A 15,317-nucleotide genomic window follows, 5' to 3' on the forward strand; every position below is an offset into this window, starting at 1 on the left:
CTTGTTTTTGATTTAGGTTGAGTCAGAGAGAAAGCGCGCATAGCGCGCCAGATCGACGTTGCCGCCGCTGATGAGAATGCCCACGCGCTTGCCGCGAATGTCAACGCCGCCATCGCGCGCGCCGGCAAACGCCAGGGCACCGGTGGGTTCGACCACGGTCTTCATGCGCTCGGCAAAAAACCGCAGCGCCTGCAGCAGCTGCGGGTCGCTGGCGGTAATGATGCCGCTGGCGTGCGCCTGAATGGCCGCAAAGGCCAGTGGGCTTAGTGAAGTGGTGAGGGCGCCGTCGGCAATCGTGCGCGGCTGGGCAATCTGCACGATGTGCCCGCTGCGCAGCGACTGCTGGGCGTCGTTGGCGGCCTCGGGCTCGACGCCCCAGGCCTCGCAGCTGCTGCCCAGCGCCTGCAGCGCCAGCAGGCTGCCGGCCAGCAGGCCGCCGCCGCCCACGGGCACGAACAGGTAGTGCAGGCGCGGCACCTCTTGCAGCAACTCCAGCGCCGCCGTGCCCTGGCCGGCAAGCACCTGCGGATGCTCGGACGGCGGAATCAGCGCCATGCCGCGCTCTTGTGCAATGCGCGCGCTGATAGCTTCGCGGTCTTCTGTGAAGCGGTTGTACGTCACGACCTGGGCACCGTAGCTGCGCGCGGCCGCTATTTTGCTGGCAGCTGCGTCTTCGGGCATGACGACCAGGGCCGGGATGTCGAGCAAGCGCGCCGCCAGGGCGATGGCCTGGGCGTGGTTGCCAGCCGAAAAAGTGAGCACGCCCCGCTGGCGCTGGGCGGCATCGAGCTGCGCCAGCGCGTTGTATGCGCCCCGGAACTTGAACGAGCCGGTGCGTTGCAGGTTCTCGCACTTGAAGAACAGCTGCGCCCCCAGCAACTCATTGGCCATGCCCGAGTGCAGCACTGGCGTGCGGTGCGCCACGCCTTGCAGGCGCTGTGCGGCGGCCAAAACATCGGCGGCGGTGGGAGCGTGCGGGGCGATGGGGTTCATGGCGGCGTCCTCAGGTGCGCGTGTGCGATTGCGGCGGTGGGTTTGGATCTTACCGGGAATCTAGGTGAAAAATGCTTCTAGCGCTTGCCCATCAAGCGCTATTAGCTATCAATTCAAGAGCATCATGGGGGCAAAGAAATAAGTTTTGAGTCTCGTCAGGTGTTCTTAATTTTTCCACGCTACGCTGTAAGTGGCGCACACAAAGCACTATGGGGACACAGGAGTCAAAAATGCATTCTTCGCGGAGAGATTTTGTTAAACGCTTGGGTTTGGGTTCGGGTGCCTTGGTGGCCCTGAATGCTTCAGGCTGTGGCACGGGCAGCAGCGCTTCTACGGAGGCTGCACCTTTGTGGGTGGCAGATAAGGTGCGCAATAAAATCGTCGTTATCAGCGATATTCACCTCGGAATTGAAGATCGTTACGCTGAAACGCTGAAGAATCGTCCCCTGCTCATCCAATTTTTACAATGCCTGCAAAACACCAGGGATGTGCGTGAGTTGGTGATTGCCGGTGATTTTCTCGATGAGTGGTTTTTGCCGGTTTATTACTATCCTCTGTACACCGATCAGGACCAGTTTTATAGGAATGTCATTGCCAACAATCAAGCGGTTGTTGATGAGCTCAACCGGGTGATTGCCAGTGGAATCAAACTGGTCTATGTGCCAGGAAACCATGATTTGACGCTGAAGGCCAGCGTTTTGCAGGAGGCCATCCCGCAACTGGTTCAGGCCGGCGCCGGGGAGCCCCAAGGGCTTGGCACGTACTATACCGGCGACCGCAATGAAATCGTGATCGAGCATGGCCATCGCTACGATGTATTCTCCGCCCCGGATACGGTGACCAACGAGGCGCTGTGCGGCAACCAGGGCAAGACGATCTTGCCTGCCGGTTATTTTTATGCCCGCTACGCTGCCACCTGGGTCTTGGAGGGCAAACCCAAAGTGCCCCAGAATTTGCCCCTCATCAGTGATGGCGACTACGCCGGGTTGACGGATGCTTTATACGCGGATCAGGCGGGTGCTTATACCTACCATAAAATTCTTGCAAAGATCTCCAGCAAAATAACGCCGTACGAGAGCGGTGTCGATCATTTTGCGACGGATAAGATATTCAAAATGCGCATCTCCGGCTTCAATGGAGATTACACGTACAAAGATTTTTTTCCGGTCATGTTGACCGATGGAGCGACCGGGGAAAAATACATTTCTGCCCCCGCGCTGTTTAAAAACATCCAGCTTTCATGGCCGGCGCGCCAGGTTGCCAACAAGGTCAAGGTGCCGCAAGCTTCGTTTGCGGTGTCGGTTGCAGGCGCGGTGCCGCCGGCATTTCCGGATTCGTTTTTCACCCAGGCAAAAGCGAATTATCTGGAAAACCCCGATGAGAAAAATGTGGAAGTCGTCGTTTTTGGTCACACCCACGTGCCCATGTGCCGCTATGTGGCGGGGGGCAAGTGTTATTTGAATTCCGGCACCTGGATTGATGAGAATACCGAGCACCCGGCCACCCGTACTTTCGCGGTCATCACGACCAGAGCGGCTGGCAAGGATGCGGTGGCAATTTGCCAGTTCATGAAAGAGGGTGCGGTTGCAGACATCACGGCCAGTGTTTCTGCGTGACGGTGCTCAGCGGCGCTTGCTGCTGCCCCCAAACAGGCTGCCCATGACGCCGCGCAAAATCTCTTTGCCCAGGTTGGTGCCCACGGTGCGCACGGCGGATTTGGCCATGGTTTGCACCAGGCCATCGTGCTTGGCGCCGCGCGGGCCGGTGGTGCCAAAGAGCACATCGCTCAGGCCACCGAGCAGGCCGCCGCCTTCACTGGCGGCGGCGGTGCTGCCCCCGACCGTGCCTGGGCGGGCGCTGGCGGCGCTGCGGCCCTGGAGTTTTTCGTAGGCCGATTCGCGGTCCACCGCCTGCTCGTAGATGCCGGCGACGAGTGAATCCTGGCGCAGTTGCTGGCGCTGCGCGGCGCTGATCGGGCCGAGTTGACTGCCCGGGGGCAGGACGTAGACGCGCTCGGTCTCGCACGGGCGGCCCTTGGCGTCGAGAAAGCTCACCAGCGCCTCGCCCACGGCCAGTTCGGTGATGGCCGACTCAATGTCCAGCCCGGCCTTGGGGCGCATGGTGGTGGCGGCCGTCTTGACGGCTTTCTGGTCACGCGGGGTGAAGGCGCGCAGCGCGTGCTGCACGCGGTTGCCCAATTGGGCGAGCACGCTGTCGGGGATGTCTTGCGGGTTTTGCGTCACGAAGTACACGCCCACGCCCTTGGAGCGCACCAGGCGCACCACGAGCTCGATGCGCTCGACCAGCACCTTGGGCGCTTCGTTGAACAGCAGGTGGGCCTCGTCGAAGAAAAATACCAATTTGGGTTTGTCCGGGTCGCCGATTTCGGGCAGGCTCTCGAATAGCTCCGAGAGCATCCAGAGCAAAAAAGTGGCGTACAGGCGCGGCGCGGCCATGAGCTTGTCGGCCGCCAGGATGTTCACCAGGCCGTGACCGTTGGCGTCGGTCTGCATGAAATCCTGCAGGTTGAGCATGGGCTCGCCAAAGAACTGGTCGCCGCCTTGCTGCTCGATTTGCAGCAGGCCGCGCTGGATGGCGCCGACGCTGGCGGCGCTGATGTTGCCGTAGCCGGTGGTGAAGTCTTTGGCGTTCTCGCCGACGTAGGCCAGCATGGCGCGCAGGTCTTTGAGGTCGAGCAGCAGCAGGCCGTTGTCGTCGGCAATTTTGAATACCAGGTTGAGCACGCCCATCTGCGTCTCGTTGAGGTTCAACATGCGTCCGAGCAGCAGCGGCCCCATGTCGGAGATGGTGGCGCGCACCGGGTGACCTTGCTGGCCAAACACGTCCCACAGCGTGGTCGGGCAGGCTTGCGGCTGCGGTAGCGCCAGGCCGCGCTCTTGCAAGGTGGCCGCGAGCTTGGGGCTGATCTGGCCGGGTTGGCTGATACCGGTGAGGTCGCCCTTGACGTCGGCCATGAACACCGGCACGCCAATGCGCGAGAAATTTTCTGCCAGGGTCTGCAGCGTCACGGTCTTGCCGGTGCCGGTGGCGCCGGTGATCAGGCCGTGGCGGTTGGCCAGGCCGGGCAGCAGCTCGCAGGTGGTGCTGGCGTGTTGGGCGATCAAAAGCGGGTCGGCCATTTCGGGTTTCCTCGGGGGCAATTGCGGGCAAAAGTAAAATCGGGGCGATAGCGTAATTCAAGACAAAGGACACTTCGTGGCAGGACACAGCAAATGGGCCAATATCCAGCATCGCAAAGGCCGCCAGGACGAGAAGCGCGGCAAGGTCTGGACCCGCATCATCCGTGAAATCATGGTCGCCGCGCGCCAGGGCGGGGGCGACGTCAACGCCAACCCGCGCCTGCGCCTGGCGATCGACAAGGCCAAGGCCGCAAACATGCCGGCCGACAACATCAAGCGCAACGTGGACAAGGCCACGGGCAACCTCGAAGGCGTGGTGTACGAGGAAATCCGCTACGAGGGCTACGGCATCGGCGGCGCCGCCATCATCGTGGATACCATGACCGACAACCGCGTGCGCACCGTGGCCGAGGTGCGCCACGCGTTCAGCAAATACGGCGGCAACATGGGCACCGAAGGCTCGGTGGCGTTCCAGTTCAAGCACTGCGGCCAGCTGATTTTTGCCCCCGGCACGAACGAAGACCAGGTGATGGAGCTGGCGCTTGAAGCCGGCGCCGAAGACGTGATTGCCGACGAAGACGGCGCCATCGAGGTGCTCACGGCCCCGGCCGATTTTGAAGCGGTGAAGAACGCCCTGCAGGCCGCCGGCCTCACGCCCGAGGTGGCCGAGGTGACGATGCGCGCGGAAAACACCATCGAGCTGACCGGCGACGATGCTGCCAGAATGCAAAAACTCCTGGACATGATCGAAGACCTCGACGACGTGCAGGACGTGTTCCACAACGCAGCTCTCTGACACCCGACAGGCACGATAGGCAATTCATGAAAGTACTCGTCATCGGCGGCGGTGGCCGCGAACATGCGCTGGCCTGGAAGCTGGCCCAGTCGCCCAAGGCCACCCGCGTCTATCTGGCGCCCGGCAACGGCGGCACGGCGCTGAACCCGAAATTTGAAAACATCGCCCTGACCGAGCCCCAGGCGCTGCGCGCCTGGGCGCAGGAGCAAAAAATCGGCCTCACCGTGGTCGGCCCCGAGGCGCCGCTGGCCGCTGGCGTGGTCGATGAGTTCCGCGCCCACGGCCTGCGCATTTTTGGCCCGACCCAGGCCGCCGCGCAGCTCGAGAGCTCCAAGGCGTTTTCCAAAGCCTTCATGCGTCGCCACGGCATTCCCACGGCGGACTACGACACCTTCACCGACCCGGCAGCGGCGCACGCCTACGTCGAGCGTCTGGGCGCGCCCATCGTCATCAAGGCCGACGGCCTGGCAGCGGGCAAGGGTGTGGTGGTTGCCATGACGCTGCAAGAGGCCCACGACGCCGTGGACTTCATGCTGGTCGATAACAAATACGGCGCCGTGCACAACGACGGCGGCGCGCGCGTCGTCATCGAGCAGTTCCTCGACGGCGAGGAAGCGAGCTTCATCGTGCTGTGCGACGGCAAGAACGTCTGCGCCCTGGCCACCAGCCAGGACCACAAGCGCCTGCAGGACGGCGACGCCGGCCCCAACACCGGCGGCATGGGCGCGTACTCGCCCGCGCCCGTGGTCACGGCCGACGTGCACGCGCGCGCCATGCGCGAAATCATCTTGCCGACCGTGCGCGGCATGGAAAAAGACGGTATTCCGTACACCGGCTTTTTGTACGCCGGCCTGATGATCGACGCCAAGGGCCAGCCCAAGACGCTCGAATTCAACTGCCGCATGGGCGACCCGGAAACCCAGCCGATCATGATGCGCCTGAAAAGCGATCTGGTCGATCTGCTGGGCGCCGCCGTCGATGGCAAGCTCGACCAGGTCGAGCTGCAATGGGACCGGCGCACGGCGCTGGGCGTGGTCATGGCCGCAGCAGGCTACCCCGAGGCACCGCGCAAGGGCGACGCCATCACCGGCCTGCCGCCCGAGGCTGACGACGCCATGGTGTTCCACGCCGGCACGCAGCTGCAGGATGGCGTGCTGCGCGCCAGCGGCGGGCGCGTGCTGTGCGTGACGGCGCTGGGCGACAACGTGCGCCAGGCGCAGCAGCGCGCCTACGACGTGGCGCGCGGCGTGCACTTCGACGGCGCGCAGTACCGCCGCGACATCGGCCACCGGGCGGTGAAAAACTGATGGCGACGATGGCTGCCGCACCGGCACAGGCGCAGGCGCAGGCGCAGGCGCAGCGAATGCGCGCCTATCTGCAGGAGCTGCAGGCGCGCATCTGCACCGCCATCGAGGGCGTGGAGGGCCAGCGCGGCGCGCGCTTTGTGCAAGACCCCTGGCGCAAGGCGCCGGGTGAGCCGCTGCAGGGCGAGGGCGTGACGCAAATCCTCGAAGGCGGGCGCGTGTTCGAGCGTGCCGGCGTGGGCTTTTCGCATGTGCAGGGGCTGCGCCTGCCGCCCTCGGCCACCGAGCACCGCCCGGAGCTGGCGGGCGCACCGTTCGAGGCCATGGGCGTGTCGCTGGTGTTCCACCCGCAGAACCCTTATGTGCCGACGGTGCACATGAACGTGCGCATGATCAGCGCCCAGCCCAGCGGCCAGGAGCCGGTGTGCTGGTTTGGCGGTGGCATGGACTTGACGCCGTACTACGGCTTTGAGGACGACGCCGTGCACTTTCACCGCTGCTGCCACGACGCCCTCAAACCCTACGGCGAGGGCCTGTACCTGCGCTTCAAGCGCTGGTGCGACGAGTATTTTTACTTGAAGCACCGCCAGGAGCAGCGCGGCATCGGCGGCATCTTTTTTGATGATTTTTCCGCCATAGGCTCCGAGCGCAGCATGGCCATGACGCAGGCTGTGGGCGATGCCTTTTTGGGCGCCTACCTGCCCATCGTGCAGCTGCGCGCCGCCATGCCCTGGGGCGAGCGCGAGCGCGACTTCCAGCTCTACCGCCGGGGCCGCTACGTCGAGTTCAACCTGGTGTGGGACCGGGGCACGCACTTTGGCCTGCAGTCGGGTGGGCGCGCCGAATCCATCTTGCTGTCCATGCCGCCGCAGGTGAGCTGGCAGTACCGCCGCCAGGAGCGTGAGGGCTCGCCCGAGGCGCAGCTGCTCCAGCGCTTTCTCGTGCGGCGCAACTGGATTTAAGCCACCAACTATAATTTTTGTAGCTGCTAGCGCTTGCTTGATAAGCGCTAGCGCCGCAAAACACTCCTAAAACACGCCCCAAACACCGCTCCCCGCCGCCCTTTTCATGCGGGAACATGCGGGGGACTTGCCTGGCGCCATCCGCGCTAGTATCGACCACCCATTTCACCCCAGCGAACGCCGATGACCACCTCCGCCCCCAAAGAAACCGCCGCCAAGAAGGACGTCACCAAGCTCCAGCGCGCCATCGTCGATGGGCTCGAAGACGTTAAAGCCCAGGACATCCAGGTGTTTGACACCGAGCACCTCTCGCCCCTGTTCGAGCGCGTCATCGTCGCCACCGGCAGCTCCAACCGCCAGACCAAGGCCCTGGCCGCGAGCGTGCGCGATGCCGTGCGCGATGCCGGCTTTGCCAAGCCGCGCACCGAGGGCGAGGACAACGGCGAATGGATCATCGTGGACTGTGGCGCCGCCGTGGTGCACGTCATGCAGCCGGCCATCCGCCAGTACTACCGCCTGGAAGAAATCTGGGGCGACAAGCCCGTGCGCCTGAAGCTCGGCGCCGCGAAACCGCGCAAGATCGAAGCATCGGAAGACGCCTCGGCACCGGCCAAGAAGGCCGCCGCCAAGAAACCCGCAGCCAAGAAAGTAGCCGCCAAGAAGGCACAGGCCAAGACAGCGACTGCCGACAAGGCGCCGCCTAAAGCCGCAGCCAAAACAGCCGCCAAGACGGCAGCCAAAACGGCAGCAAAACCCGCAGCAAAACCCGCAGCCAAAAAAGCGCCAGCGGCCAAGACGGCAAAGGCAGCAAGCGCCCCCACGGCGGCCAAAAAAGCCCCGGCCAAGAAAGCCGCCGTGAAAACCGTGGTCGTGAACAAGCCCGAGGTGAAGAAGGCCCCGGCGGTCAAAAAAGCAGCCCCCAAGGCCGCCGCCAAGAAAGCCCCGGCGAAAAAAGCGCCTGCCAAAAAAGCCGCAGCCAAAAACTAAGCCCTGAGCGCCGGCCATGAAGCTGCTGATCGTTGCCGTTGGCCAGCGCGTGCCCGATTGGGCGCAGACCGCGTACGACGACTACGCCAAGCGCTTCCCGCCCGAGCTCAAGGTCGAGCTCAAGGCGGTAAAAACCGAGCCGCGCGGCTCCAAGACGCTCGAAACCCTGTACGCCGCCGAGCGCGAGCGCATCAGCGCCGCCATCCCGCGCGGCACACGCGTGGTGGTGCTCGACGAGCGCGGCACCAGCCTGACGACCAAGGCGCTGGCCGAACGCCTCAAGGGCTGGCAGCTCGGTGGTGATGATGTTGCCCTGGTCATTGGCGGCCCCGATGGCCTGGAGCCCGCTTTTCGCCAGGCAGCGCACGAGCGCATTCGCCTCTCGGACCTGACGCTGCCGCACGCCATGGTGCGCGTGCTGCTCATCGAGCAGCTCTACCGCGCCTGGTCGGTCAACGCCGGCCATCCTTATCACCGCGAGTGATACTATCTTTTTGATAGCTGTTAGCGCTTGCTGGATAAGCGCTGCAGCCATTTTTTGCCATGAAAACCATGCTCTATCTGGCCTCGCAAAGCCCGCGCCGGCGCCAGTTGCTCGGCCAGATCGGACTGCAGCCCGAGCTGCTGCTGCCCGGTGCTGAGGAAGACGCCGAAGCCATCGAGGCCGTGCTGCCCGGTGAACTGCCGCAAGACTATGTGCAGCGTGTGACGGCGCTCAAGCTCGACGCCGCCGTCGCCCGCCATGCGCGCCGGGGCCTGGCCCCAGGGGCGATTTTGTGCTCCGACACCACCGTCGCCCTGGGCGCGCAGATTTTGGGCAAGCCCGAGAACGCGCAGGACGCAGCGCGGATGCTGGCGCTGCTGTCGGGCCAGGAGCACGAGGTGCTCACCGCCGTGGCGCTGCAGCACGGTGCGCAGCGCCAGGCGGCGCTGTCGCGCTCGCGCGTGCGCTTTGCGCCCCTGAGCGCGGCGCAGATCGCCGCGTACGTGGCCACTGGCGAGCCCCTGGGCAAGGCCGGGGCCTACGGCATTCAGGGGGCGGTGGCGCAGTACGTGCAAAACATCGATGGCAGCTACAGCGGCATCATGGGGCTGCCGCTGTTCGAGACGGCGCAGCTGTTGCGCCAGGTGGGGCTGCTGCAGCCCTGAGCGGGCCGGCGTTACTGCAGCGTGTGGCTGGCCAGGCGCGCAGCGTCGGGGATGTGGATGTCGCGCTTGTCGATGCGGATCAGGCCGGCGGTTTCGAGCTCGTGCAGCACGCGCGAGAAATACTCCGGCGTGATCGACAGGCGCGAGGCGATGGTCGCCTTGCTCACCGGCAGCGAGACGTTGAGCGCCACGGCGGCCTGGCAGGGCAGCGCCGGGCTGGCGCCGCCATGGTCTTCGGGCAGCGAGTGCAGCAGGTAGCCGATGACGCGCTGCATTCCGCTGTGCAGCGAGTACGCCTGCACGTCGTGCACCAGGCCATGCAGGCGCCGCGAGATGCCGGCGAGCATGTGCATGGCAAAGCGCGGATCGGCTTCAATTTCGCGCACCACGGCGGCCTTGCCGACGCTCAGCACCAGGGCGTCGGCCAGGGCCTGGGCGTTGATGATGTAGGGCCGGTCGGTGAACATCAGCGCCTCGGCAAAACTCACGCCCGGGCCGGCCAGTTCGATCACTTTTTCCTGGCCTGCCGGGGAAATGGCAAACAGCTTGACCTGGCCGGTGACGGTGACGTGGAACTCCTCGCACGGCATTCCGACGCGGAACACGCATTCCCCCCGGGCGTAGCGGCGCAGGCGACAGCCGCTGGCCAGGCGTTGCAGCTCTGCAGGCGTCATCTCCTGGAACAGGGGCAGGGCGGCGAGGTAGCGGGGGATGTCAAATTGCTGGATGTCCATGGTGGGAATTATTCTCAGTATTAACCCTTGGAGCAGAATCCAATCGCCTTCCATCATGACATAAGTCAAGGCAATGGTTTCTGCAGGGCAAGGAACTCAGTCATATCCGCACCGGGGGCAGGGGGGCGTGATGACGAAAATTAGCGTGTTAAGCCGGCGTAGGCCTGGGCCAGGCGGTGCACCAGATCCTGGGGACGGTGTACCAGCGCGTAGCCTTGGGAGCCAAAGAGGTGTGGCAGGTAGTCGTGCGCCTGGGCGTCGATTGTCACGCAAAACGGTGTCAGCCCGGCGGCGCGGGCGGCGTGCACGGCGTGGCGCGTGTCCTCCAGGCCATAGCGGCCTTCGTAGATGTCGAGGTCGTTGGGCTTGCCGTCGGTGAGGATGAGCAGCAGGCGCTGGCGCTCGTTGCGCTGTGCCAGGCGCGCCGTGGCGTGGCGCAGGGCGGCGCCCATGCGGGTGTAGTAGCCGGGCTTGATGGCGTTGACGCGCGCGATGGCGTTGCCGTCCCAGCGTTCGTCAAAACCTTTGAGGTGCTGGATGCGCACGTGCTGGCGCCGCACCGAGGAAAAGCCCAGCATCTCGAAGGCGTCGCTGCTCGCGGCCAGGGCCTCGCCAAAGACGTGCAGGGCGTCGCGGATGACGTCGATGACGCGCGCATCCTGCGTGGCGTAGCAGTCGGTCGAGAGCGAGAGGTCGGCCAGCAGCAGCGTTGCCAGGCTGCGCTCGGTGCGCTGGCGCTGGATGAAGATGGGCGGCGCTTCGCTGCGCGGTGCCTGGCCGGCATCGACCTGGTGGCGCACCCAGGCGTCGATGTCGATTTCGTCGCCCTCGGGGCGCCCGCGCACGCGCCCGGGGGCGGCGCGCAGGGCTTCGAGGCGCCGACGCATCTGCCGCGCCACAGCGCGCAGCGCTGGCGGTGGGTGGTAGGGTGCGGCATCGCGCGCGACGTAGCACTGCACGGCGCAATGGTCTTTTTGCAGCAGGGCGCGGCGGTAGTCCCATTCGGGGTATTTCTCGCCCGGGCCCAGGGGCAGGTCGTCTTGCGCGGCGCTGGGCAGGTCCAGGTCGAACTTGACGCGCGAGGCCGAGGCCTGGCCGTCGGGGGCGATGTGCAGCTCATCCATGTCGTTGGCGGCTGCGAGCTGGTTGCCATCGTCCTCGTCGTCATCGTCGCGGTTGACGCGGGTGAGCTCGCTCCAGGAGAGGATGGTTTCGGTACGGAAGAACATCACCATCGGTGCACCGTGGCGCTCGTCGCTCACGGATTGGGCGGCCCGCCGGCGTTTGTCCTGCACTTTGGGTTGTGGGCCGGCTTGCTCCTGGGCCTCGGCGCTGGGGTTGCTTTGGGCTTTGGTCGCTGCAGTGGCCGTGGCTGCTGGCAGGGTCAGCCACAGCCACAGTGGGGCGACGTCGTGGTGACTGATGCGCAGGCCAGCGGTGGCTTGGCCTTGCAGGGCTTGTTGCAGTGCACGTTCGGCCTGGGCGACGTTGCCGCGCAGACGGGCCGGGTCGGGGCGCTCGGCCAGTTGGGCGGCGCGCAGGGTTTCGTAGGAGGGGCGCAGGCCAGGAAAGGTGTGCAGGGCCGCTTCGGTGGCGGCGATGTGGTCGCCCAGCCAGTCGCCGCTGGGCTGCAGGTGCGCGCCCAGGGCTGCGAGCCAGAGGTAGAGCTGGCGGTTGCGGGCGGCGTCGTCGAAGACGCCGATCTCGGGCGGCAGTGCGAGCACGTCGTTTTGCCATTGGCCCAGGCGTGCGTGCGTGCCGCTGCCGGCCATGCGCTGCAGCAGGTTGCGTACGCCCCCGACGCGGCTGTGGCCGGCGGGGGCGATGCGGGTGCTGTGCTCACCGCCGCCGGCGCGAAACAGCAGGCCGATGCTGCGCTGCATGTCTTCGAGGCGCACCGGCGCGCGTGCGCTGCGGCCGCTGGCAGCGCGTGTGATGAAGCGGTGCCATTGCTCGCCAACCCATTCTTCCATGCCGATCTCCGGGCTGCTGCGGGGCTTATTGCGTGATGACGGCGGCGACCACCTCCGCCAGGGCGGCGGCGGTGTCGGCATCGTCGGTCAGGGCGTCGATGACGGCGGCCTGGCAGGCGGTGTGCAGCGCAATGCCGCTGGCCACCAGGCGTGCTGCCATGACGAGCAGGCGGGTGCTGACGGTTTCCTCCAGGTCTTGCTCCGTCAGGCGACGCAGGGCCTGGGCCAGGTTTACGAGTTGCTCGGCAGTGTGGGCATCGACGCCCGATTCGCGTGCCACGATGGCCTGTTCGACGGCGGGCGCGGGGTAGCCGAAGTTGAGCGCGATGAAGCGCTGGCGCGTGCTCGGCTTCAAGCTCTTGAGCACGTTCTGGTAGCCGGGGTTGTAGCTCACCACCAGCATGAAGCCGGGGGCGGCGGCGATGTGTTCGCCCGTGCGCTCGATGGGCAGCACGCGGCGGTCGTCGGCCAGCGGGTGCAGCACGACGGTGGTGTCTTTGCGGGCCTCAACCACTTCGTCGAGGTAGCAGATGGCGCCCTGGCGCACGGCGCGGGTCAGCGGGCCGTCGGCCCAGACGGTGCTGCCGTCGGCGATCAGGTGGCGCCCGACGAGGTCGGCGGCCGAGAGGTCGTCGTGGCAGCTGACGGTGATCAGGGGGCGCTTGAGGCGCGCGGCCATGTGTTCGACGAACCGGGTCTTGCCGCAGCCCGTCGGCCCTTTGATGAGCACCGGCAGGCGCTGGGCGAAGGCGTGCTCGAAGAGTGCGGCCTCGCCGCCTTGCTCGGCGTAGTACGGCACCTGGGCGTTGCTGGCCGTCAGGTGGTGTTGTTCGCTGTGGTCCATGGGCATTTTTCTCGGTTCAAAGGAACTTGCGCCGCGTAAAGCGGCGCAAGTTCAGGGGGGCGCTAGCGCAAGGCTGGCATCAGATGCGGCCGTTCAGGCGCTGGGCGGGCTGGGCGTGCAGCGGGTTGCTGCCGGCGCCGCCGTGGCTGTCATGGCCGTGCTTGTGGTGCTTGTCGCCGGGCAGCACGTGCTGGCCGCCGGTGAAGAAGCTGGCAAAGTACATGAACTGGCCGATCAGGAACATGACGCCGCCACCGATACGCACCCAGTAGAAGATGCGCAGTTCGTCTTGCGTGGCCATGAAGCCCAGGGCGTTGGTCTCAGGCAGGCGTTGCAGCCAGACTTGCACCGTGCCAGCAGCGGTCAGCGCCAGCACCATGATGCCCATGCCGATGCACATGACCCAGAAGCTCCACATTTCCAGCGCTTGCGACTTCTGGCTGTTGGCCAGGCGACCGCGCAGCGTGGGCATGGCGTAGCTGATGATGGCAATCACCACCATCACGTAGGCGCCGAAGAACGCCAGGTGGCCGTGGGCGGCAGTGATCTGCGAACCGTGGGTGTAGTAGTTGACCGGTGCCAGGGTGTGGATGAAGCCCCACAGGCCAGCGCCCAGGAAGCCCATGACCGAGGTGCCCACAGCCCACAGCACGGCGGCCTGGTTGGGGTGGTTGCGGCGGCGCTGCTGCACCATGTTGAAGGCGAACACGGCCATCAGGAAGAAGGGCAGGGGCTCCAGGGCGGAGAAGATCGAGCCGATCCACAGCCAGTAGCCAGGCATACCGATGAAGAAGAAGTGGTGACCGGTGCCCAGCAGGCCGCTCATCAGCGCGAAGGCGATGATGATGTACATCCACTTGTCGATCACTTCACGGTCCACGCCGGTGGTCTTGACCAGCACGTAGGCCAGCAGCGAGGCCAGGATCAGCTCCCACACGCCTTCGACCCACAGGTGCACCACGAACCACCAGTACATCTTGTCGCGCACCAGGTTGTGCGGGTTGACGAAGCTGAACAGGAACATCAGCGCCAGGCCCCACAGGCCCATCAACAGCACCAGGGAGATGGCGGTTTTGCGGCCCTTGAGCACCGTCATGCTGATGTTGAACAGGAAGCCCAGGGCGACGATGACGATGCCGACCTTGGTCGGCAGCGGCTGCTCCAGGAACTCGCGCCCCATGGTCTGCAGCAGGTCGTTGCCGGTGAGCTCAGCGAGCTTGGCGTACGGCACCAGCAGGTAGCCCAGGATGGTGGCAGCGCCGGCGATCAGGAAGATCCAGAACAGCGCAATCGCCAAGGCCGGGCTGTGCAGCTCGGTCTCGGCCTCTTCCGGGATCATGTAGTAGGCCGCGCCCATGAAGCCGAACAACAACCACACGATCAGCAGGTTGGTGTGCACCATGCGGGCGATGTTGAACGGGATGTAGGGGAAGAACAGATCGCCAATGACGTACTGCAGGCCCAGGGTGACGCCAAACAGAATCTGCCCGGCGAACAGCACCATGGCTGCAATGAAGTACAGCTTGGCGACCGACTGGCTTTGGTATTTGAGAGCTGGTGTTGTCATGTGTGTTGCTCCTGATCAGCCTTCGATGTTGGGCGGCCAGTTTTCGGTGTTGATCTCGCCAGTCCACTTGAGGAACTCGACCAGGTCATTGAGCTGCTGCTCGCTCAGGTTGAACTGCGGCATTTGACGGCGACCGGGAGCGTTGGTGGGCATGGAGGCAATCCAGGCCTTGATGAAATCCGGGCCACGGCGCTTGTAGACGTTGCCCAGCTCGGGTGCGAAGTAGGCGCCTTCACCCAGCAGCGTATGGCAGCCGATGCAGTTGTTGACTTCCCACACCTTTTTGCCAGCGATGACGGCCGGGGTGATGGCGTGGTCGTTGGAGCGCTCGGGGATGCGCCGTTCACTGTCAAAGATCAATCCGGCAAACAGCAGCGCAAAAAACGCTGTGCCGCCGTAGAACATGTTGCGGGCCATTTGTTTGGTAAACCCGCTGTGTACCTGGCTCATTCCTAAGCCCTCCTTTTTTAAATGGGAACTTTATCTTCCTCTTTTCGGTCACTCAATTCCTTGAACTTGATCAAGAAAAGTGGGGGGATTCTAGGAGTAATTACCTAAGGGAATGCCAGAAAGAGACGCCGATGAGGGCCAGCGTTACCACCAGCAGCCAGCCCAGCACCAAACTACGCCACAGGCGCGGCGCGTGGCGCAGCTCCATGTAGTCCATGGCGATGAGGTAGCCCTTGAACGCCGCCAGCCCGAGGACGATGGCTGCGCTGACGAATTCGGCACGCACGGCGTTGCCGCTTTCGCCCAGCCACCAGGTCAGCGCGGTGGCCAGCAGCAGCAGAACCCAGATGGTGTTGATGCGGCGGGCGGTCATGGCAGGGCTCCAAATAAAGGGTGTTTTTGGCATCTGGCGCTTACT

The 15,317-nt window shown here is 64.8% G+C and carries 15 protein-coding genes; 7 read left to right on the forward strand and 8 right to left on the reverse strand.

Annotated features, from left to right (window positions below; genetic code table 11):
• Positions 1–12: 12 nt before the first annotated feature.
• Positions 13–993 (reverse strand): threo-3-hydroxy-L-aspartate ammonia-lyase, encoded by a 981-nt coding sequence (locus G7045_RS05060; protein ID WP_166158197.1) that lies wholly within the window; start codon positions 991–993, stop codon positions 13–15.
• A 230-nt stretch (positions 994–1,223) separates the two neighbouring features.
• Here G7045_RS05060 and G7045_RS05065 point away from each other — a divergent pair, with 230 nt between their 5' ends.
• Entirely contained in the window at positions 1,224–2,609 is a 1,386-nt protein-coding gene (locus tag G7045_RS05065) for a metallophosphoesterase (protein ID WP_166158201.1), read from the forward strand.
• Positions 2,610–2,615: 6 nt separating this feature from the next.
• On the opposite strand, the gene G7045_RS05070 is transcribed toward G7045_RS05065, so the two are convergent.
• Positions 2,616–4,133 carry a helicase HerA-like domain-containing protein gene (locus G7045_RS05070; protein ID WP_166158204.1) on the reverse strand — a complete coding sequence of 506 codons (1,518 nt, stop codon included), beginning with the start codon at positions 4,131–4,133 and terminating at the stop codon, positions 2,616–2,618.
• A gap of 76 nt (positions 4,134–4,209) precedes the next feature.
• Between G7045_RS05070 and G7045_RS05075 the strand changes: the two genes are divergently transcribed.
• From G7045_RS05075 to G7045_RS05100, 6 genes are all read left to right on the forward strand, one after another.
• Entirely contained in the window at positions 4,210–4,929 is a 720-nt protein-coding gene (locus G7045_RS05075; RefSeq protein ID WP_166158207.1) for a YebC/PmpR family DNA-binding transcriptional regulator, read from the forward strand.
• 26 nt (positions 4,930–4,955) lie between these two features.
• Positions 4,956–6,236, forward strand: a complete 1,281-nt coding sequence (purD, locus tag G7045_RS05080; RefSeq protein ID WP_166158209.1) for a phosphoribosylamine--glycine ligase — start codon at positions 4,956–4,958, stop codon at positions 6,234–6,236.
• Positions 6,236–7,195, forward strand: a complete 960-nt coding sequence (gene hemF, locus G7045_RS05085; protein ID WP_166158212.1) for an oxygen-dependent coproporphyrinogen oxidase — start codon at positions 6,236–6,238, stop codon at positions 7,193–7,195. The genes purD and hemF overlap by 1 nt, the downstream gene beginning before the upstream one ends.
• A gap of 183 nt (positions 7,196–7,378) precedes the next feature.
• A complete protein-coding gene (rsfS, locus tag G7045_RS05090; protein WP_166158215.1) occupies positions 7,379–8,182 on the forward strand; it encodes a ribosome silencing factor in 804 nt (267 codons plus the stop codon).
• Positions 8,183–8,198: 16 nt separating this feature from the next.
• The gene (gene rlmH / locus G7045_RS05095; protein ID WP_166158218.1) at positions 8,199–8,666 is read left to right on the forward strand and encodes a 23S rRNA (pseudouridine(1915)-N(3))-methyltransferase RlmH; all 468 of its coding nucleotides are present in this window, start codon (positions 8,199–8,201) and stop codon (positions 8,664–8,666) included.
• 59 nt (positions 8,667–8,725) lie between these two features.
• Positions 8,726–9,331 (forward strand): nucleoside triphosphate pyrophosphatase, encoded by a 606-nt coding sequence (locus G7045_RS05100; RefSeq protein ID WP_166158221.1) that lies wholly within the window; start codon positions 8,726–8,728, stop codon positions 9,329–9,331.
• Positions 9,332–9,342: 11 nt separating this feature from the next.
• Here G7045_RS05100 and G7045_RS05105 read toward each other — a convergent pair whose 3' ends face one another.
• The 6 genes from G7045_RS05105 to G7045_RS05130 form a co-directional block, all read right to left on the reverse strand.
• Complete coding sequence (locus G7045_RS05105; RefSeq protein ID WP_166158225.1) at positions 9,343–10,065, reverse strand: Crp/Fnr family transcriptional regulator; 723 nt, start codon at positions 10,063–10,065, stop codon at positions 9,343–9,345.
• A gap of 140 nt (positions 10,066–10,205) precedes the next feature.
• Positions 10,206–12,038, reverse strand: a complete 1,833-nt coding sequence (locus G7045_RS05110) for a nitric oxide reductase activation protein NorD (protein ID WP_166158228.1) — start codon at positions 12,036–12,038, stop codon at positions 10,206–10,208.
• A gap of 25 nt (positions 12,039–12,063) precedes the next feature.
• Complete coding sequence (locus tag G7045_RS05115) at positions 12,064–12,882, reverse strand: CbbQ/NirQ/NorQ/GpvN family protein (protein WP_166158231.1); 819 nt, start codon at positions 12,880–12,882, stop codon at positions 12,064–12,066.
• A 79-nt stretch (positions 12,883–12,961) separates the two neighbouring features.
• Complete coding sequence (locus G7045_RS05120; RefSeq protein WP_166158234.1) at positions 12,962–14,449, reverse strand: cbb3-type cytochrome c oxidase subunit I; 1,488 nt, start codon at positions 14,447–14,449, stop codon at positions 12,962–12,964.
• 15 nt (positions 14,450–14,464) lie between these two features.
• Positions 14,465–14,899: a cytochrome c gene (locus G7045_RS05125; RefSeq protein WP_166158237.1), complete on the reverse strand. Its 435-nt coding sequence runs from the start codon at positions 14,897–14,899 to the stop codon at positions 14,465–14,467.
• A 100-nt stretch (positions 14,900–14,999) separates the two neighbouring features.
• Positions 15,000–15,272, reverse strand: coding sequence for a cytochrome C oxidase subunit IV family protein (locus tag G7045_RS05130; RefSeq protein WP_166158240.1), 273 nt, complete (start codon positions 15,270–15,272; stop codon positions 15,000–15,002).
• Positions 15,273–15,317: the final 45 nt, after the last annotated feature.

The organism is Acidovorax sp. HDW3 (genome assembly GCF_011303755.1).
GTDB lineage: Bacteria > Pseudomonadota > Gammaproteobacteria > Burkholderiales > Burkholderiaceae_C > Paenacidovorax.

Coding starts and splice junctions, on each gene's coding strand:
- G7045_RS05125 (WP_166158237.1), bottom strand. CDS start 14,899: ATGAGCCAGGTACACAGCGGGTTTACCAAACAAATGGCCCGCAACATG.
- purD (WP_166158209.1), top strand. CDS start 4,956: ATGAAAGTACTCGTCATCGGCGGCGGTGGCCGCGAACATGCGCTGGCC.
- G7045_RS05105 (WP_166158225.1), bottom strand. CDS start 10,065: ATGGACATCCAGCAATTTGACATCCCCCGCTACCTCGCCGCCCTGCCC.
- rsfS (WP_166158215.1), top strand. CDS start 7,379: ATGACCACCTCCGCCCCCAAAGAAACCGCCGCCAAGAAGGACGTCACC.
- hemF (WP_166158212.1), top strand. CDS start 6,236: ATGGCGACGATGGCTGCCGCACCGGCACAGGCGCAGGCGCAGGCGCAG.
- G7045_RS05065 (WP_166158201.1), top strand. CDS start 1,224: ATGCATTCTTCGCGGAGAGATTTTGTTAAACGCTTGGGTTTGGGTTCG.
- G7045_RS05120 (WP_166158234.1), bottom strand. CDS start 14,449: ATGACAACACCAGCTCTCAAATACCAAAGCCAGTCGGTCGCCAAGCTG.
- G7045_RS05115 (WP_166158231.1), bottom strand. CDS start 12,882: ATGGACCACAGCGAACAACACCACCTGACGGCCAGCAACGCCCAGGTG.
- G7045_RS05100 (WP_166158221.1), top strand. CDS start 8,726: ATGAAAACCATGCTCTATCTGGCCTCGCAAAGCCCGCGCCGGCGCCAG.
- G7045_RS05060 (WP_166158197.1), bottom strand. CDS start 993: ATGAACCCCATCGCCCCGCACGCTCCCACCGCCGCCGATGTTTTGGCC.
- G7045_RS05110 (WP_166158228.1), bottom strand. CDS start 12,038: ATGGAAGAATGGGTTGGCGAGCAATGGCACCGCTTCATCACACGCGCT.
- G7045_RS05130 (WP_166158240.1), bottom strand. CDS start 15,272: ATGACCGCCCGCCGCATCAACACCATCTGGGTTCTGCTGCTGCTGGCC.
- G7045_RS05070 (WP_166158204.1), bottom strand. CDS start 4,133: ATGGCCGACCCGCTTTTGATCGCCCAACACGCCAGCACCACCTGCGAG.
- rlmH (WP_166158218.1), top strand. CDS start 8,199: ATGAAGCTGCTGATCGTTGCCGTTGGCCAGCGCGTGCCCGATTGGGCG.